Source organism: Pseudovibrio flavus (assembly GCF_009711345.1).
In the GTDB taxonomy this organism is placed as follows: domain Bacteria; phylum Pseudomonadota; class Alphaproteobacteria; order Rhizobiales; family Stappiaceae; genus Pseudovibrio; species Pseudovibrio flavus.
Map to the genome: position 1 here is coordinate 128477 of NZ_SMMA01000063.1, position 22802 is coordinate 151278.

Annotated in this window: 21 protein-coding genes; 9 read left to right on the forward strand and 12 right to left on the reverse strand. The window is 51.7% G+C overall.

Annotated elements, in window-relative coordinates; genetic code table 11:
- The first annotated feature begins 324 nt into the window (after nucleotides 1–324).
- The 5 genes from E1162_RS12470 (at nucleotide 325) to ptsP (ending at nucleotide 4935) form a co-directional block, all read left to right on the forward strand.
- The gene (locus E1162_RS12470) at nucleotides 325–765 is read left to right on the forward strand and encodes a transcriptional regulator GutM (protein WP_155131346.1); all 441 of its coding nucleotides are present in this window, start codon (nucleotides 325–327) and stop codon (nucleotides 763–765) included.
- Nucleotides 766–801: 36 nt separating this feature from the next.
- Entirely contained in the window at nucleotides 802–1389 is a 588-nt protein-coding gene (gene srlA / locus E1162_RS12475; RefSeq protein WP_155131349.1) for a PTS glucitol/sorbitol transporter subunit IIC, read from the forward strand.
- Nucleotides 1390–1441: 52 nt separating this feature from the next.
- A complete protein-coding gene (srlE, locus tag E1162_RS12480; RefSeq protein ID WP_155131352.1) occupies nucleotides 1442–2449 on the forward strand; it encodes a PTS glucitol/sorbitol transporter subunit IIB in 1008 nt (335 codons plus the stop codon).
- 33 nt (nucleotides 2450–2482) lie between these two features.
- Nucleotides 2483–2857 (forward strand): PTS glucitol/sorbitol transporter subunit IIA, encoded by a 375-nt coding sequence (locus E1162_RS12485; protein ID WP_155131355.1) that lies wholly within the window; start codon nucleotides 2483–2485, stop codon nucleotides 2855–2857.
- Between the two features lie 122 nt (nucleotides 2858–2979).
- On the forward strand, nucleotides 2980–4935 hold the full coding sequence (ptsP, locus tag E1162_RS12490) for a phosphoenolpyruvate--protein phosphotransferase (RefSeq protein WP_155131358.1): 1956 nt from the start codon (nucleotides 2980–2982) through the stop codon (nucleotides 4933–4935).
- Between the two features lie 141 nt (nucleotides 4936–5076).
- Here ptsP and E1162_RS12495 read toward each other — a convergent pair whose 3' ends face one another.
- The 12 genes from E1162_RS12495 to E1162_RS12550 all read right to left on the reverse strand — a co-directional run bounded on the left by E1162_RS12495 (nucleotide 5077) and on the right by E1162_RS12550 (nucleotide 17270).
- Nucleotides 5077–6411, reverse strand: coding sequence for an NAD(P)H-dependent oxidoreductase (locus tag E1162_RS12495; protein ID WP_257098945.1), 1335 nt, complete (start codon nucleotides 6409–6411; stop codon nucleotides 5077–5079).
- 212 nt (nucleotides 6412–6623) lie between these two features.
- Nucleotides 6624–6953: a GYD domain-containing protein gene (locus E1162_RS12500; RefSeq protein WP_155131364.1), complete on the reverse strand. Its 330-nt coding sequence runs from the start codon at nucleotides 6951–6953 to the stop codon at nucleotides 6624–6626.
- A gap of 9 nt (nucleotides 6954–6962) precedes the next feature.
- On the reverse strand, nucleotides 6963–7388 hold the full coding sequence (locus E1162_RS12505) for an OsmC family protein (RefSeq protein WP_155131367.1): 426 nt from the start codon (nucleotides 7386–7388) through the stop codon (nucleotides 6963–6965).
- 18 nt (nucleotides 7389–7406) lie between these two features.
- Nucleotides 7407–8696, reverse strand: coding sequence for a TRAP transporter large permease (locus E1162_RS12510; RefSeq protein ID WP_155131370.1), 1290 nt, complete (start codon nucleotides 8694–8696; stop codon nucleotides 7407–7409).
- Nucleotides 8696–9238 carry a TRAP transporter small permease gene (locus tag E1162_RS12515; protein WP_155131373.1) on the reverse strand — a complete coding sequence of 181 codons (543 nt, stop codon included), beginning with the start codon at nucleotides 9236–9238 and terminating at the stop codon, nucleotides 8696–8698. The genes E1162_RS12510 and E1162_RS12515 overlap by 1 nt, the downstream gene beginning before the upstream one ends.
- Nucleotides 9239–9331: 93 nt before the next feature.
- Nucleotides 9332–10345: a TRAP transporter substrate-binding protein DctP gene (dctP, locus tag E1162_RS12520; protein ID WP_155131376.1), complete on the reverse strand. Its 1014-nt coding sequence runs from the start codon at nucleotides 10343–10345 to the stop codon at nucleotides 9332–9334.
- 316 nt (nucleotides 10346–10661) lie between these two features.
- Nucleotides 10662–12059 carry a glutamine synthetase family protein gene (locus E1162_RS12525; RefSeq protein WP_155131379.1) on the reverse strand — a complete coding sequence of 466 codons (1398 nt, stop codon included), beginning with the start codon at nucleotides 12057–12059 and terminating at the stop codon, nucleotides 10662–10664.
- Nucleotides 12060–12123: 64 nt separating this feature from the next.
- Nucleotides 12124–13110 carry an agmatinase gene (gene speB / locus E1162_RS12530; protein WP_155131382.1) on the reverse strand — a complete coding sequence of 329 codons (987 nt, stop codon included), beginning with the start codon at nucleotides 13108–13110 and terminating at the stop codon, nucleotides 12124–12126.
- A gap of 12 nt (nucleotides 13111–13122) precedes the next feature.
- Entirely contained in the window at nucleotides 13123–13938 is an 816-nt protein-coding gene (locus tag E1162_RS12535) for an ABC transporter permease (RefSeq protein ID WP_155131384.1), read from the reverse strand.
- Nucleotides 13938–14894: an ABC transporter permease subunit gene (locus E1162_RS12540; RefSeq protein WP_155131387.1), complete on the reverse strand. Its 957-nt coding sequence runs from the start codon at nucleotides 14892–14894 to the stop codon at nucleotides 13938–13940. Before E1162_RS12540 ends, E1162_RS12535 begins: the two co-directional genes overlap by 1 nt.
- Before the next feature lie 11 nt (nucleotides 14895–14905).
- On the reverse strand, nucleotides 14906–16054 hold the full coding sequence (locus tag E1162_RS12545) for an ABC transporter ATP-binding protein (protein WP_155131390.1): 1149 nt from the start codon (nucleotides 16052–16054) through the stop codon (nucleotides 14906–14908).
- A gap of 109 nt (nucleotides 16055–16163) precedes the next feature.
- Complete coding sequence (locus E1162_RS12550; protein WP_155131393.1) at nucleotides 16164–17270, reverse strand: polyamine ABC transporter substrate-binding protein; 1107 nt, start codon at nucleotides 17268–17270, stop codon at nucleotides 16164–16166.
- A 165-nt stretch (nucleotides 17271–17435) separates the two neighbouring features.
- On the opposite strand from E1162_RS12550, the gene E1162_RS12555 reads away from it, so the two are divergent.
- From E1162_RS12555 to E1162_RS12570, 4 genes are all read left to right on the forward strand, one after another.
- Nucleotides 17436–18113, forward strand: a complete 678-nt coding sequence (locus E1162_RS12555) for a GntR family transcriptional regulator (RefSeq protein WP_155131396.1) — start codon at nucleotides 17436–17438, stop codon at nucleotides 18111–18113.
- 254 nt (nucleotides 18114–18367) lie between these two features.
- Nucleotides 18368–19756, forward strand: coding sequence for a glutamine synthetase family protein (locus E1162_RS12560; RefSeq protein ID WP_257098946.1), 1389 nt, complete (start codon nucleotides 18368–18370; stop codon nucleotides 19754–19756).
- Nucleotides 19757–19792: 36 nt separating this feature from the next.
- Complete coding sequence (locus E1162_RS12565) at nucleotides 19793–21184, forward strand: aspartate aminotransferase family protein (RefSeq protein ID WP_155131402.1); 1392 nt, start codon at nucleotides 19793–19795, stop codon at nucleotides 21182–21184.
- Between the two features lie 71 nt (nucleotides 21185–21255).
- On the forward strand, nucleotides 21256–22563 hold the full coding sequence (locus E1162_RS12570; RefSeq protein WP_371311928.1) for an NAD(P)/FAD-dependent oxidoreductase: 1308 nt from the start codon (nucleotides 21256–21258) through the stop codon (nucleotides 22561–22563).
- Nucleotides 22564–22802 lie beyond the last annotated feature (239 nt).

Genomic DNA, 22802 nt, shown 5'->3' on the forward strand with positions numbered 1-22802 from the left:
CTATATGTATTCTAATGCGCGATTTATATAATACATTTAGAAATTACATTGAAAATAACCGCGACAATGTGACTGGTTCAAGATTGAATCTAGGTTTCTATTTTAAGTAGAACGGGTCACTTCAATAACCGTAACCGGCTTAATTTCGCTTTTCTTTCCAAATGCCTCTCCCTGCGTGAAGCCATATTCGCGCTCTGATATACAAAGTTCCACTAAATTGACGGGGTAAAGAACAATTGTGTTAGATGTGTAACATATGTTCGTTTGGTGTGGAGTCGTTTTCGACTTCACGCAAGTGACCAGTGTTTGAATCAGGAGAACACAATGGAACTTGTCCAAAATGCACTATTGATACTGGCATTGCTGTGGGGGCTACAGGCTCTTGGTGCAATTGTGCAAGTTCGTCGTTATCAGGCCGCGCTTAGTCGAACTCTCTCTCAATGGGAAACAGGATATCTAGGGGTAGGTATCCAGAAGTCATTGCTCAAAACAGGTGCAATGGTGATCCTCGTGATTGGGGACGACCGAAAAATTCTGAAGTTCCAAGCCATGACCGGCAGAACAGTGTTCTCGAAATTCAAAGTTTACAAAGACTTGCAAGGGCAGACGCCAGAAGCACTGCTGGATTTATTCAGCGATAAAGCGCGCTTTTCTGCTGCCCTTCATGGTGCAACCCGTCAGGCAATCGAGAAAGCAGAAGCAGCTCGGGAGAGGGAGATGTCTGGCGAGGATATGAGCGTACCTCAACTCAGCTTTGGGAAGTGATGCTCGAGACACTCTAACGGGAAATGGAGAGGAACCATGTTAGATGTATTAACACATGCTGCGGAGTCCTTTATTGGTGTATTCAACCAAGGCGGAGCAGTATTTGTAGGGTTCGTAACTGGAATTTTGCCGACACTTATCGTTTTGTTGACCGCTGTTTACGCGCTTATCGAACTCATCGGTGAACATAGAATTCAAGGCATCGCAAGATTTGCATCGAAGAACGTAATCCTGCGCTATTCGTTGCTGCCGTTTCTTGCGGTTTTCTTTCTTACAAACCCAATGGCGTATACGTTCGGCACGTTTTTGCGCGAACGTCACAAGCCAGCATTTTATGATGCTGCTGTATCGTTGGTGCACCCAACGACCGGATTGTTCCCTCACTGTAATCCGGGCGAACTCTTTGTTTGGATGGGTGTTGCAACCGGTATCACCACGCTGGCGATGAATGGCGATACATCGTTCTCCGTCGCTAAGCTTGCTCTTTTCTACCTAATTGTTGGTCTCATCGTTGCTGTCATCAAAGGCATTGTAACCGAATGGCTCACTCTATTTCTCGCAAAACGCGAGGGAGTTGTTTTCGAAGACGATGAAGAAGAAATCGAAGTCACTAAAGCTGCATAGCTGCCACTGAAGAAGACTTCCTAGAACAATAAAGTAGTGATTGGGTGATGTTATGCTAAGCACCAAATTCAGAGCTGTTAAAGTTGAACGCGGAGCCGGTGGTTGGGGTGGACCACTTGTTATTGAGCCAACCGAGCAGCGCGATAAGATCGTAGCCGTTACAGGCGGGGATATTCCAGAAGTTGCTAGAAAACTTGCCGAAATGACCGGCGCTACGGTGGTAGACGGATTTAGATCTCCACCAATTGAAAGTGAAATTGCTGCAGTCGTGGTTGATTGCGGCGGTACCGCCCGCTGCGGTGTGTATCCAAGAAAACGAATTCCGACCATTAACCTCACACCTGTTGGCCAGTCCGGCCCGCTGGCCCAGTTCATAACCGAAGATATCTATGTGTCTGCGGTCAAGGTCAGCAACATGTCCTATGCCACGGAAGCTGACGAGACCGCAGCGCCAGCCGCAACGCCAGCGCCTGCAACTGAAGCCAAAACCGAGAAGGTAACAGCGCCTGAGCCAGAACAAGATCAAGGCGGATTCCTAGGCTTTATCACCAGTGTTGGCCGTGTCATGGGCAATGTTGTGAACGTGCTGTTTAACAGTGGTCGTCGCACCATTGATACGGTGGTTCGCAACGTTCTTCCGTTTATCGCCTTCGTTGCCATGCTCATCGGCGTTATCAACGCGACAGGTGTTGGTGAAGCGCTTGCTCACGTTCTTGAGCCTCTCGGTAGCAATATCATCGGGCTTTTGGTGCTGTCTGCCATCTGCGGCTTGCCGTTCCTTTCGCCAATCCTCGGCCCAGGCGCTGTTATTGCTCAGGTAATTGGTGCTGCCATTATTGGTCCTGCTATCGGTACTGGCGTCATTCCGGCTGCAATGGCTCTGCCTGCTCTGTTTGCTTACAACACGCAGGTTGGTGCTGACTTCGTGCCAGTTGGTCTGGCCCTTGGTGAAGCAAAACCTTCCACCATCAAGGTTGGTGTTCCTGCCTTGTTGCTCAGCCGTCAGATCACGGGCCCGATTTCGGTGCTCATCGCTTACGGTGCAAGCTTCCTGCTGTAATCCCATCATCGCCGCCACTAAAGGAGACAAGGAATGTGTCTGTATAAAACCAATATCACTGCTATTGGCGAGGAAGTATCCGACCTGTTGGAGGGGGGAGTGCTCATTCTTTATGAAGACGGAGCACCAGCAGAGCTAGCTGAAGTATCCGTACTGCATAAGGTCCAAGAGCAATCTGATCAGGCACCTACCGCTGGCAGCACTCTTAAGATTGGCGCAATAGAAGTTGGGGTTACGGCCATTGGCGAAACGGCATGGTCCAAGGTGCAAGACATTGGGCACGTTGTCATCAACTTCAATGGTGCAGATGAAGCCATGAGGCCGGGTGAAATTTGCGCTGGCGAAGTTGATCCTGCGATTATTCGTGCCGAGCTACAGTCCGGCAAAGTGATCGAACTGGTCGCTTAAGTAGCCAGTCAAACAGGTTTAGCTGCAACCTGAAAATCAACAACAGCGGTGCGGGTGCGAACTCGCGCTGCTCATTCCGCGCAGCAATTCTCCACCAAATCATAGAATAAGAGGGATGGTTCATGCTTGAAGTGAATGCTGTTGTCAAAGTCGAAGAAGGTTTACATACGCGCCCTGCTACCCAGTTTGCCAAGATGGCCAAAGGCTTTGATTGTGAGGTCGAGGTGGTTCGAAATGGCAGGACTGCAAACGGCAAAAGTGCTGTAAAGCTGATGCTGCTCGGTGTTCAACAAAACGAGACTATCCTTCTGCGAACGGTGGGTGCAGATGAGGCGCAAGCCTCTGAGGTATTGCAAAAGTTCCTTTCTGATGAAGATGCCATTCGGGTTGAAAAACCGGAGGCAGGCGCCGGAAGCACTGGTGGTGAAGGAGAGCTGCGGAAAACGAGCATACCCGCAGAACCAGCCATCCCGGGAGCCTTTAAGGGTATTGCGGCAAGTGAAGGCCACCGCGTTGCCTCGGGCTTCGTCTATGTACGAGAAGCCATCGTTGCGCCGTCTTCTACCGTCAAGGCTGGGCAAGAGGTCAAGGAATGGCAGCGTTTTGAAACCATTTTCCATGCGGTCTGCTCTCAGCTTAAGGGTGAGTTGAACGGAACACCCGAAGACAGCGCAATCGTTGAGGCTCTACTTGATGTCTCCGCAGATGAAGAGTTTATCGGCGCAATCCGTACCCGCATATTGGCAGGCTCAGAGGCAACGGCTGCATGTCTTGCCGTTGGTGAGGATCTTGCTTACAGTTTCGAGCATATGCCGGATGCCTATATGCAGGCACGAGCAGAGGATATTAGAGGGCTAACCCGCCAGCTTGCGCTTAAGTTATTGGGCAAGGAAGACTTGAGTCTCAGCGAGTTGAGCACGCCTTGTATTGTTGTTGCTGAAGACCTCTCCGCGTTGGACTTTGCGAAGGCAAACCTTGATATGATTCAAGGCATTATATGCATGCGCGGAAGTGCTACTTCACACGTCGCCATTATGGCCCGTGCCAATGGCATACCGGCAATTCTTGGGTTATCGCAGCCCTTAAGTGCGGACCAGAAGTTTGAAACCATAGCGATGAGCGGTACCTCCGGACATGTTTGGTTTAACCCGTCCTATGAGGTTATTGAGCATTGCAAGGCCAAGCAGTTTGAAGAAGAGGCCCAGTATAAAGAGCTTGAGGCATACCGTGACTATGAGCCGGTAACCAAAGCGGGCCGCAGGATTGAGGTTGCTGCCAACCTCGGTACGCTTCGCGAAATAAAGGCTGCAAAAGAAGCCGGTGCAATGGGATGCGGTCTGTTTAGAACCGAACTCCTGTTTATGGACCGCAGAAGTATGCCGGACGAAGACGAGCAAGCGGTTGTTTATGGTGAGCTGGCCAAAGCGTTTGGCGATCATCCGGTAATCATTAGAACGCTTGATATCGGCGGCGATAAGCCTCTGTCTGGTATCGACTTTCCTGAGGAGGAAAACCCTTTCCTCGGTTGGCGCGGGCTGAGAATGTGTCTGGATCGTCCAGATATTTTCCGACCACAGTTGCGCGCTTTGCTTCGCGCGGCTGTTCATGGCAACGTTAAAGTTATGTTCCCAATGGTTTCAGATGGCGAGGAAATCAGGCGTGCCAAACAGATGATGTACGCTTGCGCTGCTGAGCTGAAAGCAGAGGGTGTTGCTCACGGTGATCCTGAAGTCGGTATCATGATCGAGACGCCTGCCGCAGCTCTTACCGCTCCTGCTTTGGCGCAGATGGTAGATTTCTTCTCGATCGGAACGAATGACCTTACCCAGTATGTGATGGCTGCTGACCGTTTGAACCCGAAGCTCAATCACCTCTACCAAACTGATCACCCAGCAGTGATGGAAGCTATTCGCCTTGTCTGCAAAGCCGCGAATGAAGCTGAGATAATGGTTGGTATCTGCGGTGAGGCAGCATCCAAACCAGAGTTGATCCCGCAGTTTGTAGCAATGGGCGTGGATGAACTCTCCATGAGCCCCTCTGCTATTTTGCGGGCGAAGAAAATTATCTCTGAGCTTTAAGGAATTTCTACAGTTTTGGAGGTGGCGCTGTGAGAATGGCGCCAGCTTTTTGGTGCCCTTTTGCCTTTACACTTCTAGGAATGGGCACAACAAAAAACGGGGGCTTTGAGGCCCCCGTTTTCGGATAAGTATGTTGCAGGTCTATTCTGCTGCCAGCTTTGGTGCGCCGTAGACCATTTCGTCTTGCAACTTGCGAAGCTCAAACAGGCGAGACGTTTCATCCGGCTTGCAGTTATCATAAGTCAGCAGCTCGCCAGCTTTGATTGGTTTTAGAACTGTACCGTTCTCCAGAAGTCCGCACGGAACGGCCTTATCTTCTCTAGATCTATCGACTTCCATTGCCCATGCGCGGTAGGTGTATTCGCCAATCGCATCAAGTCGTTCACCTGCTTCCAGATCGCGCTTTGCGACAGCGCAAACCTCCGCAACTGGCTTGTCTAGCGGCTTCATATCAGCCTTTCCATAAAGCACTGCACGGGCACAGGTTAGCGGAACTTCAAGGGAGCACAGGTGATAAGGGCGGTAGAAGGTATAGTAAGGGCCGGGGCCCATCTTAAGATCATTCATTCGCTCGCGTAGGCGAGGGTGAGCAAGTTCGGCAACGACAAATACACCCGGAGCAACCCCTTCACCGATGGAGTAGTCAACTACGCCTTTGCGCTTTAGTACGCCGCCGTCTGCCTCAGGGCATAGAACCTTGTGCAAGTCTTCAAGCTTTGCAGATGGTCCGTGCATGCCATCAATATCCGGAATAAGGCCGGTGGCATTGGCAATAGCGACCATCTCTATGGCGGTCTTGGAACCATCAACAAACTCTACAAGCATACGCGGGTTTAGGCCGCGTCGGTCTGCTTCTTCCTTGTATTCATCCGGTGTCGCATCAATCTTGAGCGGGTTGTTTTTACCCTTGCCAGCTGCAACGATCGGGTAGCCAAGCGCTGTTACGAATTCGATCAATTCAATAGTGGAACTTGGTTCATCACCCGCGCCCAATGAGTAAATCACGCCTAAGCGTTTTGCTTCTGCTCCAAGGTATGCGCCGATGGTGTTGTCAGCTTCGACGTTCATCATCACAAGGTGCTTGCCCTGCTGCATGGCATAGAGGCCGATATCAGCACCCACTGCAGGTTTACCCGTGGCATCTACAATAACGTCGATTAACTCGTTTCGGCATATAGCGAGAGCATCAGCGCAAATCGCGGTGTTTCCCGCTTCAATGGCTTGTGTGATGTCGCTGCCCTCAACTATCTGATAGCCTTCATCTTTGCCATCACTAGCAGTGATAACAGCCTGCTTGGCTACATCAGGTCGGATGTCGGCAATTGCTGCAACATCGATGCCATACATCTGGCGACACTGGGTAACGATATCGGTGCCCATAACACCGCAACCAATAAGGCCAATACGGATAGGTTTGCCGGATTTTGCGCGTAGTTCGAGGTCTGCGGCAAGGCCGCTCGGTACGATGTTATGCAATTTTATCTCCATTCACACAGGTGATCGCGCTTCTAGATGGAATGGCTAGCCGAAGTGTACATATGTTATGTGAAATGTATCATTGTACAAAATTAGCATCAATAAGTGATGAACCTTAATTCCTGCCTGATTACAAATGTTCTTGGAGGGTAAATAAAAAAGCCCCGCAGATGTGGCTACGGGGCTCAGAATTTAGAGGGCTCTGTTAGCTGCTAGTTTTCGCCAAAACGCTGGTAGGTGTGCGAGCCAGCAAGGCGCATGGCCTCAACACCGTCCTCAAAAGAGATCAACGGTGTAGCTTCAAAAAAGCGAAGCCCGCCCCCTGACATACACATCATCTCAAATGCTTTAATTGAAATGTTGTCCGGCATTTCGATGATCGCTGTGGAGTCAAAGCGTCCGAAGCTGAGCCATGAGCCGATGAACTTGCCGCCCATCTTCTGAACCAAGGGGATCATGGTTGAAAGGCGGTTTTCCGGCTTTTCTACCAATGCTTTGATGGAGTCAGCAGTAAAAGCAACCTGCACAAGGTATGTAGCCATTGTGTGCTCCTAAGCGCTTGCGGTTTCTTTAAGCGAGAGCGTGACGTCAGCGTTCAGCGTATTGCTGACGGTGCACATTTCTTTGGCTTGCTTGAGAAGCTGTGTTGCCTGCTCCTTATCTTCAATAGCGCTCATAGAAACGCTTACATCAAAGCTGCCAAAACGGCTTGGTAAGTCCAGCGCCTTTGCGGCATTCACTTCTATCGAAATATCACCAAGATCAATCTTCTTCTGCCGGGCGATCATCTCCAAAGAAACGCCCACGCATGAAGCCAGAGCTGCCATGATGAGATCGTAGGGCGCAGCCACCTCGTTTGTCGCCGGCGCTCCGGTTTTGCCCGTCAGGCCGGTTTCAGTTTTGTAGGAAAATACACCTTCACCCGCGCTTTCCATGGTCACAGGGCCGAAGAATTTTGGTTTCAGTTTAATGCTCATTCTACGTGAACCTTTGCATTAGAAGAGGAGATTAGGCAGGAACAGGGCGATCTGTGGTACGGCGGTTAGAATGACCAGCGCGAGCAGGAAGATCAGCCAATATGGAATCGAGGCAATCGCGGCCTGACCAAGTGTGACTTGGTTTTTGGTGAGCGAGCTGAGAACCGAGAGGTTCAAACCAACTGGTGGAGTAATCTGGCCAATTTCGATCATGATCGTAATCATCACGCCGAGCCAGATCGGGTCGAAGCCCAATCCTGTCAAAAGCGGAAAGACGATTGGCAGGGTCATAATCATCAACGACAGGCCGTCAAAGAAGCAGCCGAGAATGAGATAGACCAACACCACCATGAAGAGGATGCCATAACGGTTAAGACCGCTGCTGGTTGCTGCCTCCAACACATCCTGCGGGATGCCAAGCAAGGCAACGGATTGGGCAAGAATGGTTGCGCCGATAAGAACCAAACCAATGGCAGCATAGAGCTGAACTGAGTGGTAAATGGAGTCCCATAGCTTTTTAAGAGTGAAGTCACCCCAGACAAACCCAACGATCACAGCGGCGGCGACGCCAATGGCTGCAGCTTCCGTTGGTGTTGCCCAGCCAAAGGTGATGCTGCCCATAATGGCGAAGATCAAAACCAGAATTGGCCAGATTTGGAGTGCCCCGCGCAAAACCTTCATCACTGGAAGATGAGTTGTCTCGCGAGGATATAGCGATGGGTTCATCAAACAGCGGATGAGAATGTAGGTCATAAACAGACCCGCAACCATGATGCCGGGTACGATGCCTGCCAAGAACAAGCGGCCAATGGATGTTTCAGTCAACGCGCCAAAGATGAGGAATGACAGGCTTGGCGGAATTAGAAGACCCAGTGTACCGCCACCTGCAAGGCTACCAACAACCATGCTACGGCTATAACCGCGGCTTGTCATTTCCGGATAGGCGACGGAACCAATGGCGGCCGCCGTTGAAAGGCTGGAACCGCTGACAGCGCCGAAGATGGTGCAAACGACAATGTTGGTGTGCAGCAGGCCGCCCGGCACCTTGGTGAACGCAGGTGTTAGGGCGGAATAAACACGTTCGGACAACCCGCTGCGCAGTAGAATTTCACCCAGAATGATGAAGAGCGGAATAGCGCTCAAGGTGAACGAGTTAAAGACATTCCACACTGCGTCGAGGGCGAGCGCTGTCGCTCCGCCTACAAAGAAGTGCAGAATAATCATACCGGTAATGCCTAGTGCCGCGCCAAGGGCAGCACCGGTTGCGGCGGTGATTGTTAGTGCAGAAAGAAGCGTGGTCCAGAACATCAATTATGTCCGCCGGTTTGGGTGCCGTGGTCTTGTGGCCCACCCAAAAGGATTTGGGCCAGATTTCGTAAAAACTGAACGGCAAGAATAAGTGCTGTCAGTGAGAACATGGCGGGGAACACCATCATCCAAGGAACCAGTGGAATGGCTGCAACTTCCGACTTGATGTCGAGACGCATTGCAAATTCCATCCACGGCACAGCTTCCCAAAGCATCCATAAAAAGAAGGTGAGGGATACCAGTATGGCGAAGAGTGCCATCAAGGCTTGGCCACGCTCGCTTAGATAGTTCACTACCAGCGTCACCCGAATATGCGCGCCGCGTTTGGTGACCAAGGGCAGGGCGCACATCATTGTTACGCTGAGCAGTAGGCCGACCAGTTCCTCCCCGTAGTAAAGCGGGGTGCTGGCAACGCGGCGCATAAATACACTGACGCAGATCACGACGATGATGCTGCTAACGGCAAGCGCAGAGATGAAGGCAGCAAAGCGGGCCAGATAGTCCAGCCCGCGCTCTGCATATTCAAGTGTTTTAAGGATCACGAAGAGCACGCTCCATTAGGGGGAGAAGCGGCGGGGCTTCTGTAATGCCCGCCGCCTGAGTTTATTGTTTTCGAGCGCTGTTTCTCAGTTAGCTTATGAGCGACCGAGTGCTTCCAGTACCTGCTGGCGGTATTTAGGAGCATCGCCACCAGCTTCATCAGTCAGCTCTTTCCAAGTGCCAGATACGGTGGAAAGGAACAGGTCGCGGTCTTCCTGCGGGAAGTCCTCAAGGAAGGTCACGCCTTGCTCGCCCAGCTTTTCGCGAGCAGCCATTTCACGCTGAAGGTCGTTGGAGTATTCGTTGGTGCGCTCCCACACGTTGTCAGCGGCCTGCTGCAATGCTGCCTTTTCTTCCTCAGAAAGGGCATCCCATTTGGAGGTCGCCATGCCGAGAGTGTAAGGGCCTGCCGCAATCGGATAGAGGTAGGACGCGTACTTGGCGGTTTCCTGAAGCGAAGCAGTGTGGGCGTAGAGCGCCGGATAAAGGGCACAGTCAACCACGCCGGTCTTCATAGAGATGTACATCTCGTCCTGATTGATAATTTGGGCCGAAACGCCGAGCTTGGTGAAGGTCATCACCTGATCTTTGGACCAAACACGCAGCTTCTTGGACTTCAGGTCGTCTAGCGTACGCACTGGCTCATCGCGGCAGAAAACGCTTGCATAAAGCATCGGAATTGCGAGGTTACCAACAGTCTTCACGCCCCACTTGTCGAACTCCTTGGCATAGATGTCTTTAACGACAGGAAGGGCTGCTTCCAGTTCTTCAACATTGCCAATGGAGCCCTGAACCAACACGGTGCTGAGCGCAGGTGCATCGCGGCCGAGATAGTTGGCCCACAGAAGGCTCATATCAACCACACCGCGTGGAAGCGTGCGCAGCAGATCTGCGTTCTTGAGGGTCATGGAGCCGCCGTTAAACAAGCGGATGCCGAGCTCGCCGCCGGAGTTCGCGGCAACTTCATCTGCAAACTTGATGAGTTCTTGCGTTTCTGGGCGGGATTCTGGAAGTGGGTTGTTGAATTTAAGCTCTTTGGCTTGAGCGGAAAAAGCAACGACGCTTGCCACTGCAAGACCGAATACGCCAGCTGTACTGCTTTTCTTCATAGTGTTTTGCCCCCAAAACATGACCGAGAATTTTATATGCCCGATTGCAAGATGAGCTTCTTGCACTCGTTTGTCTCTGCCTATGACTAATGAATTAATCAGAAATAAGAGACGAATTCTATTCTAAAAGGGGCTCTAGGCATGACTAATTTTTCTAATTATGGATTTCAAAAAAGAAAAAACAGATTTATCCAGCCATTTTTGAAATCATTTTCCTAAATATATGCAGGGTAGTAAGTGTATGAGCCGCAAGGAACAGGGATAGGTCTTTGCGGCTCATATTATATAGCTTGATACTAAAGTATAATTAGGATGACTAGACCTTTTGAAGATAGGTCTGGCACTCAAACTGTGTCACGGTTTCAGCGAAAATCGCGTGCTCGCTTATCCGGCTTGTTGTGTAAGCCTCGTAGAATTCGCAGGAACCGAGGTTGCGCGTGTAATTGCTGTGCTGCCAGTTATGAATGGCAAGCTCCCAGTTGGCTGCAAGAGGCTTGAGGGCCGCGACATCTTCAAGCGTTTCAACCGGTTTGCCCGGATCCATCTTTGCTTCAATGCCTTGCATCATGCCTTCAAGGATAGCGGCCAGCACGAGATACGGGTTGGCATCCGCACCTGAGACGCGGTGTTCCAGTCGAGCGCCTTTGCCCTTGGTTTCCGGTACTCGCACGGCAGCCGCGCGGTGATCGTAGCCCCAACATGGTGTCGTTGGTGCGTAGGAAGCTGGCTGCAAGCGGCGGTAAGAGTTCGCGTGCGGTGCAAAGATAAGCTGGAAGTCCTGCATGGTCTCTACTAGGCCAGCAACCGCACTCTTCAGGGTATCGTTTGCTTCTTCTGTGCCGCTATCGAAGATGTTGTTCCCTTCAAGGTCCTGCACGCTGCAATGAACATGGAAGCCATTGCCGGACTCGCCTTTGTAAGGTTTTGCCATAAAGCAGGCATCCATACCGTGTTTGCGGGCTACTGCCTTAACGACACGTTTAAAGAGAATGCAGTTCTCAGCTGCTGTCATGGCATTAGCGACGTGCAGCAGATTGATCTCAAACTGCCCTAGGCCAAACTCCGCGATGGTTGTGTCAGCCGGAATACCTTGGGCGGCGCAGATCTCGTTGATCTCTTCCAGAATAGGCGCAAAGCCCTCCATGATATCGAGATCATAAATCTGGCTGATTGAAAGACGCTCTTTGCGGCCGGGAATAAGCGGTGGCTGTGGCATGCCGTTTTCATCGCGTTCTGCGTCGACGAAATAAAACTCAAGCTCTGTCGCCATAACCGGCACGAGGCCTTTTTTGGCGAAGCGTTGCTGGACCTCATGCAGAACAGCGCGTGGGTTATAGATGCTCTGCTCGCCCGTATCTAGGTCAGCCAGATAAACCAGTACCTGCGCGGTTGGAGAATGCGCCCACGGAACCCGCTTCAACGTACCGGGAACCGGTATCAACGCCCCATCTGGATCACCGCGCTCAATGGCAAGGCCGGTTTCTGGAATGTCGTTACCCCAAACGTCCAGCGCTACCGTGGAAACAGGCAGGCGCACCTCACCTTTAGCCAGCTTGGAAAGCGCTGAGACTGGCAGCCATTTACCGCGAAGAGGCCCGCAGTACCCTTGGTAGAGTGTTTCTATCTTCTTGATGTCAGGGTTTGCGGCAATGAATGCCTTTGCTTCCTCGGCAAACGATTGTGTGTCTGCGTTGGTATCTGCAAGAACCAGCATATTTCCTCGCTTTATTGCTGATTTGTACCGCAGGCAAAAGTGCTTCGGTACACGGCGCTAGGCCTTATTTTCTTGTTGCGTAGATGCATAGAAGGTCCAGCGCTATGGTTGCCCCAGCAAGCGCTGTAATTTCTGCGTGATCGTAGGAAGGGGAGACTTCCACGACATCCATTCCTTTTAGATTGATGCCTTCAAGTCCACGAAGAATATCGCGAACTTCGCCCGTGGTTGGCCCGCCAACAACAGGGGTACCAGTACCCGGCGCATAGGCAGGGTCCAGACAGTCGATATCAAAGCTGATGTAGACAGGCGTATCACCAACACGGCGGCGAATTTCCTCGCTTGCCGCATCAGCCCCGTTCTTTCGCAGCCAACGGGCCGAGAGGGTCTTTACTCCTTGCGGCTCGTCATTGTTGGTGCGGATGCCAACCTGAATGGATGTATCTGGATTGATGATGCCGTCTTTGATCGCCTTGTAGAACATCGTTCCGTGGTCGATGCGGCCATCGCCATCGTCAGCCCAAGTGTCGCTGTGCGCATCAAACTGTACCAGAGAAAGAGGGCCGTGCTTTTGTGCGTGGGCCTTCAAAACCGGATAGCTGCTAAAGTGATCGCCGCCGAGCATCAACGTCGTCTTCGCTTTGGAGAGCATCCCGAACGTCTGGGCTGACAAGGCGTGGGGGATGTCAGATGGATACCCCGGATCGAAGGCGAGATCACCAAAATCAACCACCTTCAACTTGTCGAACGGGTCAAACGGCCATCCCCAAACGCGGTCCCAAGCCATGATGGAGCTAGCTTGCCGGATAGCGCGGGGGCCAAAGCGTGCGCCGGGGCGGTTGCTGACTGACAAGTCGTAAGGAATGCCAAATACGGCGACATCTGCGCCTTTTAAATCCTTTGAGAACTGTCGACGCATAAAGCTAAGCGCGCCAGAGTAGGATGGCTCTGCCAACGTTCCCAGCGGCGTATCGCGGGTAAAGGCAAGGTCGGACTGGGAGTATTCGTCCAGCGATGAGCCTTGCTTTTCCAGATCAAGTGTATCGGACATAATGCAGCTCCCTTACCCAGCGAATGCCAGTTGCTCTTCCCGTTTGCGCTTCACTTCCGCCCGTTTCATTGCAAGGGAGGCGGTGATAACGCCGATCGAGACGACAGCCACCAAAATGGTGGAGAGGGCGTTGATCTCCGGTGAAACGCCAATGCGCACCTGCGAGTAGATCTTCATCGGCAGCGTTGTTGCTCCCGGTCCAGACGCAAAGGATGCGATGACGAGATCGTCGAGGGAGAGAGTGAAGGCAAGCAACCACCCCGCGGCGACAGAAGGCGCGATGATTGGTAGTGTCACCTGCATGAAGGCGGAAAACTTGGTGCAGCCCAAATCCTGCGCAGCTTCTTCATAGGATTTTTCGAAGCTCACAAGACGGGCAGAAACCACCACAGCCGCGTAACACATGGAGAAGGTGATATGAGCGATTGTGACGGTCCAGAACCCACGGGTGAAGTCCATGGAAACGAAGAGCAGTAGCAGGGAAAGGCCGGTGATCACTTCTGGCATAACCATCGGCGCATAGATCATGCCGGAGAACAGCGTGCGCCCCAGAAAAGGCCCGGCTCTGCTAAGCATGAGTGCCGCCATTGTTCCAAGAACAGTGGCGATGGTTGCCGAGATTACGCCAACGCGCACTGTTACCCATGCAGCGTTGATGAAGTCTTCATTCTGGAAGACGGAGCCGTACCATTTGGTAGAAAATCCCGCCCAAACAGTGACTAAGCGGGACTCGTTGAAGCTATAAATGATCAGCAGCAAGATCGGCAGGTACAGGAAAACGAAGCCCAGTGTCAGCGTTGTCGCGTTCAGCCAGTTAAAGCGTAACATTAGCCATCCTCCTTCATCTGCTTTTCCTGCTGCTTCTGGAACAGCACAATCGGGATGATCAAAAGCAATAGGAGAATGACCGCAACGGCGGAGGCTACAGGCCAGTCTCGGTTAGAGAAGAACTCTGTCCAGAGGGTTTTACCAATCATCAGCGTGTTGGAGCCACCGAGAAGGTCTGGGATAACAAACTCACCAACCGCCGGAATGAACACGAGGAAACAGCCTGCGATAATACCCGGCAGAGAAAGCGGAATGGTGATGATCCAGAAGGTTTTGATCGGCGAGCAGCCAAGATCGTTTGCCGCTTCCAGTAAAGCGCCATCCATCTTTTCAAGAACGGCATAGAGCGGCAGCACCATAAATGGCAGGTAGGAATAAACGATGCCGATATAAACGGCGGTGTTTGTATTGAGGATCGTGAGTGGTTCATCAATTACACCCAGCCACATTAGCGCGTAGTTGAGGAAGCCTTCTTTCTTGAGAATGCCCACCCATGCATAAACGCGGATCAGGAAGCTCGTCCAGAACGGCAAGATGATCAACATCACCAAGGTAGAGCGCCATTCCGATGGAGCTTTTGCCATGGAGTAGGCGATCGGATAGCCGATCAGCAGCGCCAGCAAGGTGGAAATGGAAGCGACCTTAAGGCTGCTCACGTAGGACTTCCAATATAGGTCGTCTTCGGTCAGCCAAACGTAGTTTTCAAGATCGAGCGCATTCCAGAGTGCAACAAGTCCATCCCAACCCTCACTCAAATCGAATGTTGGTGTGTAAGGGGGAATGGAAATCGCAATGTCGGACAGCGACATTTTAAAGACGATAAAGAACGGGGCGAGGAAGAAAACAAGCAGCCAGACATAAGGAACAGCGATAAGGACCTTCTGCCCTATGCCTTCCTGCGCTTGGGTTGATACCTCTTCCGTTTCAACTAAATCGGCAGGTTGGGTTACAGCCATGGTCTTGCCTCCTATGACTGCAGCAGGACGCCAGCGCCCTTTTCCCAGTAAACGTAGACGGAATCCTCCCACGTAATAGGCCGGTTAGCCAGATGCTGGCGGTTTGCCACCTGCGCTTTGATCATCTGTCCGTTGGCAAGCTTAACGTGGTAGGTAGAGATGTTGCCGGTATAGCCGATATCCCAAACCTCACCTTGAAGGCAGTTATCAGCCTCTTCGGGCATCTCTTTGGAAATGCGAACTTTTTCAGGACGAACTGCTATCCATGCAGTGTCGCCACTTTGTGGGCGCTCCTTAGTGGAAACTGCAAGATGGCTCTGGCCCTCTGCCCAATTGAGGCTTGCGGTTTCGCCTGTTGTGACGCCAACGCGGCCCTCTACAATGTTCACATCACCAAGGAAGTCCGCGACATAACGAGAGTTCGGATACTCATAGATTTCGGCAGGTGTAGCGACCTGCTTGATGCGGCCATGGTCCATCACTGCAATGCGGCTTGCAACGGTCATGGCCTCTTCCTGATCGTGGGTAACGATCACAAAGGTCATGCCGAGCTTTTCCTGAATGTTCATCAGCTCGAACTGGGTCTGCTCGCGCAGCTTTTTATCAAGCGCGCCGAGGGGTTCATCCAGCAAAAGGAGCTTTGGTTTTTTGGCAAGAGAACGGGCTAGCGCGACACGCTGCTTCTGCCCGCCGGAGAGCTGGTGAGGCTTGCGCTTAGCAAACGCTTCCAACTGAACGAGGGAGAGCATTTCCTCTACCCGCTCTTTAATTTCCTGTTTCGGCCGCTTGTCTTGCTTCAGTCCAAAGGCAATGTTCTGCTCAACAGACATATGCGGAAAGAGCGCATAGGACTGGAACATCATGTTCACCGGCCGCTTATGCGGCGGGGTGTCTTTTAGATCGTTATCACCCAGTAGAATTCTGCCAGTGGTTGGCAGCTCAAACCCTGCGAGCATGCGCATCATCGTCGTCTTACCGCAGCCGGACGGGCCAAGAAGTGCGAAGAACTCGCGTTCATAAATGTCCAGTGTAAGGTTATCGACGGCGGTAAAATCACCGAACTTCTTGGTTACGTTTTCAAAGCGCAGAAGCGGCTTGTTTTGCGGGTCTGTCCAAGGTGCAAAGACCTGCTGCTGGTTGGATTTTACAATAGTTTCCATGGGTGATCCTGAAAGCTGGCACGCCTTCAAAGGCATGCGTGTGTCTTAACGTGCAGACGGTAAAGAGGAGGGCTCTTTTGCGAGCCTTCCTCTTCTTCACATTCAGGAGTTATTGACCGGACTTGATCGTGGTCCACTCACGGGTAACAACGCGCAGGATTTTTGGCGGATAAGGTGTTGTTACATAAAGGTTTGCGAGTGCTTCTGGTGTTGGGTAAACAGCAGGATCACCAATCACGTCTTCCTCAAGCAGTTCTTGAGAAGCCTTGTTGCCGTTCGCGTAGTAAACGTAGTTGGACGCTTTGGCGATGGTGTCTGGACGCATGATGTAATCAAGGAAGATGTGCGCTTCTTTGACGTTTTTCGCGTCAGCTGGAATTGCCATCTGGTCAAACCACATCAGCGCACCCTCTTTAGGGATGACGTAGTTTACGGAAACGCCGTTTTCAGCTTCGGCTGCACGGTCACGCGCTTGGAAAACATCACCGGACCAACCCACTGCAAGGCAGATGTCGCCGTTAGCAAGAGCGTTGATGTACTCGGAGCTATGGAATTTCTGGATGTATGGGCGAACCTTCTGCAGCAGCTCAGACGCCTTCAAAATGTCGGCTTTGTCGTGGCTGTCTGGGTTCAGGCCAAGGTAGCGCAGAGCCGCTGGGATGAGCTCAGTCGGTGCATCAAGCGCGTAAACGCCGCAATCTTTCAGCTTCGCCAGCATTTCTGGGTTGAAGAAGATTTCCCAGCTATCAACTGGCATGTCGCCAAGACGCTCAGCGACCATTCCTTCGTTGTAACCAATCGCGGTTGTGCCCCACATGTAGTTGATGGAGTACTCGTTACCCGGATCATAAATGTCGGTACGCTCGCTTACCACGTCCCACATGTTGGAGAGGTTTGGCAGGGCGCTCTTGTCGAGCTTCTGGAAAACGCCAGCCTGAATCTGTCGCGCAAGAAAGGCGCCAGATGGAACGACAAGGTCGTAACCTGTGCTGCCTGCAAGCAGTTTGGTCTCCAGAATTTCATTGGAATCGAAAACGTCATAAGTGACGTCAATGCCGGTTTCAGCTTCAAACTCTTCAATGACTGCTTCGTCGATATAGTCGGACCAGTTAAAGATGTGCAGCTTGCCTTCAGCCATTGCAGCTGTAGAAGCAAGGGTCATGGCACCAAGGGCCACGCCCGCAACAATGTGGCTTCCCGCTAAAGTCTTTTTCATGTGTTGTTCCCCTCCAAACAACCGTTTCCGGTAATCGTAGATACGCTAATTGTTCCCCGTAATATTTTCTACGTAGACGAATTATGAACACATCCAAACGTCATGCGCAATATTTTGTGATCAAAAAATCTTTAAACTTTCGCCGATGCATCTTATAAGTGCGTAATGACTATAGAAAAGACGCCGACTGCAAAAGAAAAGCTCAACTTACCTACCGTACATGAGCGAATCTACCAGAACCTCAAGGAACGCATTCTGTTTGGCGGCTTCCTTCCGGGTAAGGCTGTCACGCTGCGCGGACTGGCGGAAGATCTTGATGTCAGCGCCATGCCAGTGCGTGAAGCTGTGCGGCGTCTGATCGCTGAAAAAGCGCTGGAGATGCACGGAAACAGACGCGTTTCAGTGCCTTTGATGACGCAAGAAAGCTATGAGGAGCTTTCATTGTCCCGCCGCCTTCTGGAGCCAGAATTGGCGGTGCGAGCGATGAAAAACCTCGAGAAGCGCGATATAGAAGAGCTCGCCCGCATTGACGGCCTCATCGATAATGCGCTGCTAAATGGCGATGTTGAAGGCTATATGCGCGGCAATCATCAGTTCCATTTCTTCATCTATTCGGCGGCCAAATCACCAATCATGCTTGGGCTTGTTGAAAGTCTCTGGCTTCAGTTCGGCCCTTTTATGCGTTTGGTCTACGGGCGCTATGGAACTGCGAATCTGGAAGACCAGCATCGTCAGGCCATCGATGCCCTTCGCGCGCGTGACGAGCAGGCGCTACGGGCTGCGATTCTGGCGGATATCGGCCAAGGTATGCACTTCATGTCTGATGCGGTGCACACTCGCTAGGCAGATAAATCGGCCCGCGTTTATCTATAATAAGCTGTTGCCTCTCTGCGCTCGTGTGGTTGTAAGAGCGCCCTCTATTGCTCCCGCAATACCGTCTTATCCGTTGGTCGGTGGTTGACATTCTGCAAAATGTGATCACAAAATAGTATAGGTAAAAACACGCTATGCCGCTCTGTCATTGATGGCTGCGTCGCGTGCTCTGCCGTTCCGTTTCTTTCCGCTATGCGAAATCAAGTGAGCAGATGAGCAATACAATGTCCGAAGCACAGCCTGTAGCCTTGCGCGCATCCCCCCATGGCCTCAAAACCAATGAAGAGCTGTTGGAGTGGATGAATGTACGCCACATCGATGAGGTAGAATGTGTCATTGCGGACTTTGCCGGAGTCGCTAGAGGAAAGGCGATGCCATCGGGAAAGTTCAAGGATTTCAAGCCGACTTTTCTGCCGATCTCTATTTTCTTTCAGTCTATTACCGGCGACTATGTTGATTTGGAACGCGAGGACTATCTGACTGAGGTGGACCTTAAGTTGGTGCCGGACCTTTCAACGGTTCGCGCCGTTCCGTGGGCAAACGACCCAACGCTGCAGGTCATTCACGATCTTTATAATCTCGATGGAACGCCTGTTGAGTGTGCACCGCGAAACGTTCTCAAGCGTGTCGTGCGGCACTTTGCGGAAATGGGTTTAAAGCCGATTGTTGCGCCAGAGCTTGAGTTTTATCTGACAAAGCGGAACACGGATCCCGATGACCCATTGGAGCCGCCAGTTGGCCGTTCCGGTCGCCAGAGTGTGGGCCGTCAGGCGTTTTCTATCGCAGCAGTTGATGAATATGACCGCGTTATTGAAGATATCTATGACTTTGCCGAGGCGCAGGGTTTGGAGATCGATACGGTTATCCAAGAAGGCGGTGCAGCTCAGATCGAGATCAACCTCATTCATGGTGATCCGCTCGATCTTGCAGACCAGATTTTCGTCTTCAAGCGTTTGATCCGAGAGGCCGCCTTCCGTCAGAATTGCTACGCTACCTTCATGGCAAAGCCTATGGATAATCAACCTGGCAGCGCCATGCACATTCACCAGTCACTGGTGGATGCAGAGACCGGCAAGAACGCCTTTTCTAACGAAAATGGTGAGGCCAACGAGCTCTTCTATCACTTCCTTGGCGGGCAGCAGCTCTACATGCCAGACGTCATGAGTATGATTGCGCCCTACGTTAATTCCTACCGCCGCTTAGTGCCGGATGCGTCAGCACCAATCAATCTGGAGTGGGCGGAAAACAACCGCTCTGTAGGTCTTCGCGTTCCAAATTCAGGACCAGAGGCAAGACGGGTTGAAAACCGCGTGGTGGGGGCTGATGTAAACCCATATCTTGCAATCGCTGCCAGCCTTGCCTGCGGATATTTGGGCATCATCAATAAGGTTAAGCCACGCGCTGCCTTTGTGGGTGAAGCCTACACAGCACCGCACGAGCTACCACGCTCTATCAATAGCAGTCTGCTTCGCTTGGAAAAGAACGAGGCGCTGCATCAGGTGCTCGGGCCGGATTTTGTAAGCGTTTATTCCACCATCAAGTATCACGAATTTGAAGAGTTCATGCGCGTCTGCACGCCTTGGGAACGTGAACATCTTCTACTAACCGTTTGATTTATATAGTTTCAGTCAGAGGGAAGGGCTGTCTCAATGAACCACATCGCCAACAACCTACCAACCGCAGTTCTTCAGGCAAAAGATGCAGCGCACCATCTGCATCCGTTTACTGATACCAAGGCGCTGAATGAAAAGGGTACGCGCATTATCGCCCGCGCTGACGGCGTGTACCTTTGGGATACAGACGGCAACAAGATTCTTGATGGTATGGCTGGTCTTTGGTGCGTGAACGTTGGCTATGGCCGCAAAGAAATTATCGATGCCGCGCACCGCCAGATGCAGGAACTGCCTTACTACAACACGTTCTTCCAGACCTCTCATCCGCCAGCAATTGCATTGGCGGAGAAGCTGTCAAAGTTGGCACCGGAGCATTTGAACCATGTGTTCTTTGTTGGCTCGGGTTCTGAAGCCAACGACACTGTTGTGCGTATGGTGCGTCACTATTGGGCAAGCATGGGTGAGCCTTCCAAGAAGATCATCATTTCCCGCAAGAACGGTTACCACGGTTCCACTATGGCCGGTGCAAGCCTTGGCGGCATGACAGCAATGCACGCACAAGGCGGGCTTCCAATTCCTGACATCAACCACATCGACCAGCCATACTGGTACGGTGAGGGCGGTGACATGTCTCCTGCCGAGTTTGGCATTCAGCGTGCGCAGGCTCTTGAAGACGAGATCAAACGGGTTGGAGCAGAAAACGTTGCAGCCTTTATCGCTGAGCCAATTCAAGGCGCAGGCGGCGTGGTTATTCCTCCGCATACCTACTGGCCTGAAATTCAGCGTATCTGTAAGCAATACAACATTCTTCTGGTGGTCGATGAAGTGATCTGCGGTTTCGGCCGTACCGGCAACTGGTTCGGCTCCCAAACCTTCGATATCAAGCCAGATCTCATGCCAATCGCGAAAGGTTTGTCTTCCGGTTATCTGCCGATTGGTGCGGTGCTGGTGAGCGACCGAGTTGCAGAAGGCTTCATTGAAAACGGTGGTGATTTTAACCACGGTTACACCTACTCAGCACATCCGGTTGCTTGTGCTGCAGCACTCGCCAATCTGGAGATTCTCGAAAACGAAGGTATTATCGAGAAGGTGGCCAATGAGACCGGTCCTTACCTTGCCGAAAAGTGGATGATGCTTGCTGACCACCCGCTGGTAGGTGAAGCTCGCATCTGTGGCTTGGTTGGTGCTTTGGAGCTTTCTCCAAACAAAGAAACCCGCGCGCCGTTTGCTGCAGAAACCGGAACTGTTGGTACTATTTGCCGTGATTTCTGCTTTGAAACCGGTCTTGTTATGCGCCACGTTCGCGACAGCATGATCATTTCTCCGCCGCTGGTCATCACCAAGGAAGAAATTGATGAGCTGGTTGCTAAAGCACATAAAGCGCTTGATTTAACACTCGAAGCAGTGAAAGCTAAGGGCTTGATTTAGTTGACTCTATAGCGGCGCAGTTGGTTTGCTGCGCAGGCTTAGCGTCAACGGACTTTTAGACGAGGTTTAAGGTGTCTGCGAGTTTTCTGTACAGCAATGATGTTCCGGGCACCTACCCGCAGTCTTACTACGCAGCAACAGCGCATATGTTGCCAGAGTTTCCAGCTCTTGAGGGGGAGGAAACGTGTGATGTTGCTGTCGTAGGCGCCGGCTATGCCGGCCTTTCGACAGCACTGCACCTAGCCGAGCGCGGCTACAAAGTTGCCATCCTCGAAGCCCACCGCGTTGGTTGGGGCGCTTCTGGTCGCAATGGCGGGCAACTCGGGTCTGGTCAACGTAAAGACCAATTCGAGCTGGAAGAGATGGTGGGCATTGAAGAGGCCCATAAGCTCTGGAAGATTGGTGAGGAAAGTAAGAAGGTCTCCAAGGACCTTATCGCCAAGCATAATATCCAGTGCGATCTGAAACTTGGTTTGCTCTATACCGATCACAAGAAAAGCTATTCCAAGGATAGCAAGGCACTCGCTGAGAAGCTTCAGAACGACTACGGCTATGAGCATATTCGCTACGTGGATCGTGACGAGGTGTGCCAGATGGTTGGGACGACCAACTATTACAGCGGTACACTGGATGATGATGCAGGGCATCTGCATCCTCTCAACTTCGCACTGGGGCTGGCGAAAGCCTGTAGTGATGCTGGTGTTACGATCTATGAAAAATCACCCGTTACAGCACTGCAGAAGGGAGAACCTGCAACGATAGAAACTGCAAAAGGCAGGTTAAAAGCCAAGTTTGTCGTTCTGGCTTGCAATGGTTATGTCGATAAGCTCGAACCCAAGATAGCTGCCCGCGTTATGCCGATGAACAACTTCATCATCGCAACGGAGCCGCTTTCCGAAGACGTTGCCCGCGAGCTTATTCGTGATGATGTGGCCGTTGCAGATTCCCGTTTCGTGATCAATTACTATCGGCTTTCTGCGGACCGGCGGATGCTGTTTGGTGGCGGTGAAAACTACAGCTTTAATTTCCCTAGTGACATTAAAGAGTTTGTCCGCAAACCTATGCTGGAAGTTTACCCGCAGCTTAAAGATGTCCGCATCGATTACGGCTGGGGCGGAACGCTCGGCATTACGCTCAATCGCATGCCGTACTTTGCAAAAATGTCGCCGAATATTCTGAGTGCGAGCGGGTTTTCAGGCCACGGTGTTGCGATGGCAACGCTGGCAGGACAGATCGTGGCGGAAGCTATTGACGGGCAGGCTAGTCGTTTCGACTTGATGGAAAAGGTGCCGACGCACATCTTCCCAGGCGGTCGTCATCTACGCTGGCCGCTCATGGTGCTGGGCATGTTGTATTACAGCATTCGCGATAAGCTGTAGTCTCTAAGGGCGCCATTTTCACTTACAATTTTCATTGAAACTTCGCTGTTCTCTGGCGCGCTGTCAGTGAACAATGCGCTCGCTTGTCTGATTATACGCGAAATTACGTTCAAGAAAATTAGTTCAACTTGATGCAATAATTGCGCGTAATTGAAAAAATATTGTAGTTCCAAAGTCTATAATGGAAGAAAATTTCCTAAAATTTTAGTTGAAAGGTGATTGTTCACTTCGAGGTATGC

Excerpts from the sequence above, each read along its gene's own strand:
- E1162_RS12525 (WP_155131379.1), bottom strand. The coding sequence starts at position 12,059 with ATGCTGGTTCTTGCAGATACCAACGCAGACACACAATCGTTTGCCGAG.
- E1162_RS12555 (WP_155131396.1), top strand. The coding sequence starts at position 17,436 with ATGACTATAGAAAAGACGCCGACTGCAAAAGAAAAGCTCAACTTACCT.
- E1162_RS12535 (WP_155131384.1), bottom strand. The coding sequence starts at position 13,938 with ATGTTACGCTTTAACTGGCTGAACGCGACAACGCTGACACTGGGCTTC.
- E1162_RS12505 (WP_155131367.1), bottom strand. The coding sequence starts at position 7,388 with ATGAGCATTAAACTGAAACCAAAATTCTTCGGCCCTGTGACCATGGAA.
- E1162_RS12510 (WP_155131370.1), bottom strand. The coding sequence starts at position 8,696 with ATGTTCTGGACCACGCTTCTTTCTGCACTAACAATCACCGCCGCAACC.
- dctP (WP_155131376.1), bottom strand. The coding sequence starts at position 10,345 with ATGAAGAAAAGCAGTACAGCTGGCGTATTCGGTCTTGCAGTGGCAAGC.
- srlA (WP_155131349.1), top strand. The coding sequence starts at position 802 with ATGTTAGATGTATTAACACATGCTGCGGAGTCCTTTATTGGTGTATTC.
- E1162_RS12470 (WP_155131346.1), top strand. The coding sequence starts at position 325 with ATGGAACTTGTCCAAAATGCACTATTGATACTGGCATTGCTGTGGGGG.
- E1162_RS12545 (WP_155131390.1), bottom strand. The coding sequence starts at position 16,054 with ATGGAAACTATTGTAAAATCCAACCAGCAGCAGGTCTTTGCACCTTGG.
- E1162_RS12540 (WP_155131387.1), bottom strand. The coding sequence starts at position 14,894 with ATGGCTGTAACCCAACCTGCCGATTTAGTTGAAACGGAAGAGGTATCA.
- E1162_RS12500 (WP_155131364.1), bottom strand. The coding sequence starts at position 6,953 with ATGGCTACATACCTTGTGCAGGTTGCTTTTACTGCTGACTCCATCAAA.
- speB (WP_155131382.1), bottom strand. The coding sequence starts at position 13,110 with ATGTCCGATACACTTGATCTGGAAAAGCAAGGCTCATCGCTGGACGAA.
- E1162_RS12565 (WP_155131402.1), top strand. The coding sequence starts at position 19,793 with ATGAACCACATCGCCAACAACCTACCAACCGCAGTTCTTCAGGCAAAA.
- srlE (WP_155131352.1), top strand. The coding sequence starts at position 1,442 with ATGCTAAGCACCAAATTCAGAGCTGTTAAAGTTGAACGCGGAGCCGGT.
- ptsP (WP_155131358.1), top strand. The coding sequence starts at position 2,980 with ATGCTTGAAGTGAATGCTGTTGTCAAAGTCGAAGAAGGTTTACATACG.
- E1162_RS12485 (WP_155131355.1), top strand. The coding sequence starts at position 2,483 with ATGTGTCTGTATAAAACCAATATCACTGCTATTGGCGAGGAAGTATCC.
- E1162_RS12560 (WP_257098946.1), top strand. The coding sequence starts at position 18,368 with ATGTCCGAAGCACAGCCTGTAGCCTTGCGCGCATCCCCCCATGGCCTC.
- E1162_RS12550 (WP_155131393.1), bottom strand. The coding sequence starts at position 17,270 with ATGAAAAAGACTTTAGCGGGAAGCCACATTGTTGCGGGCGTGGCCCTT.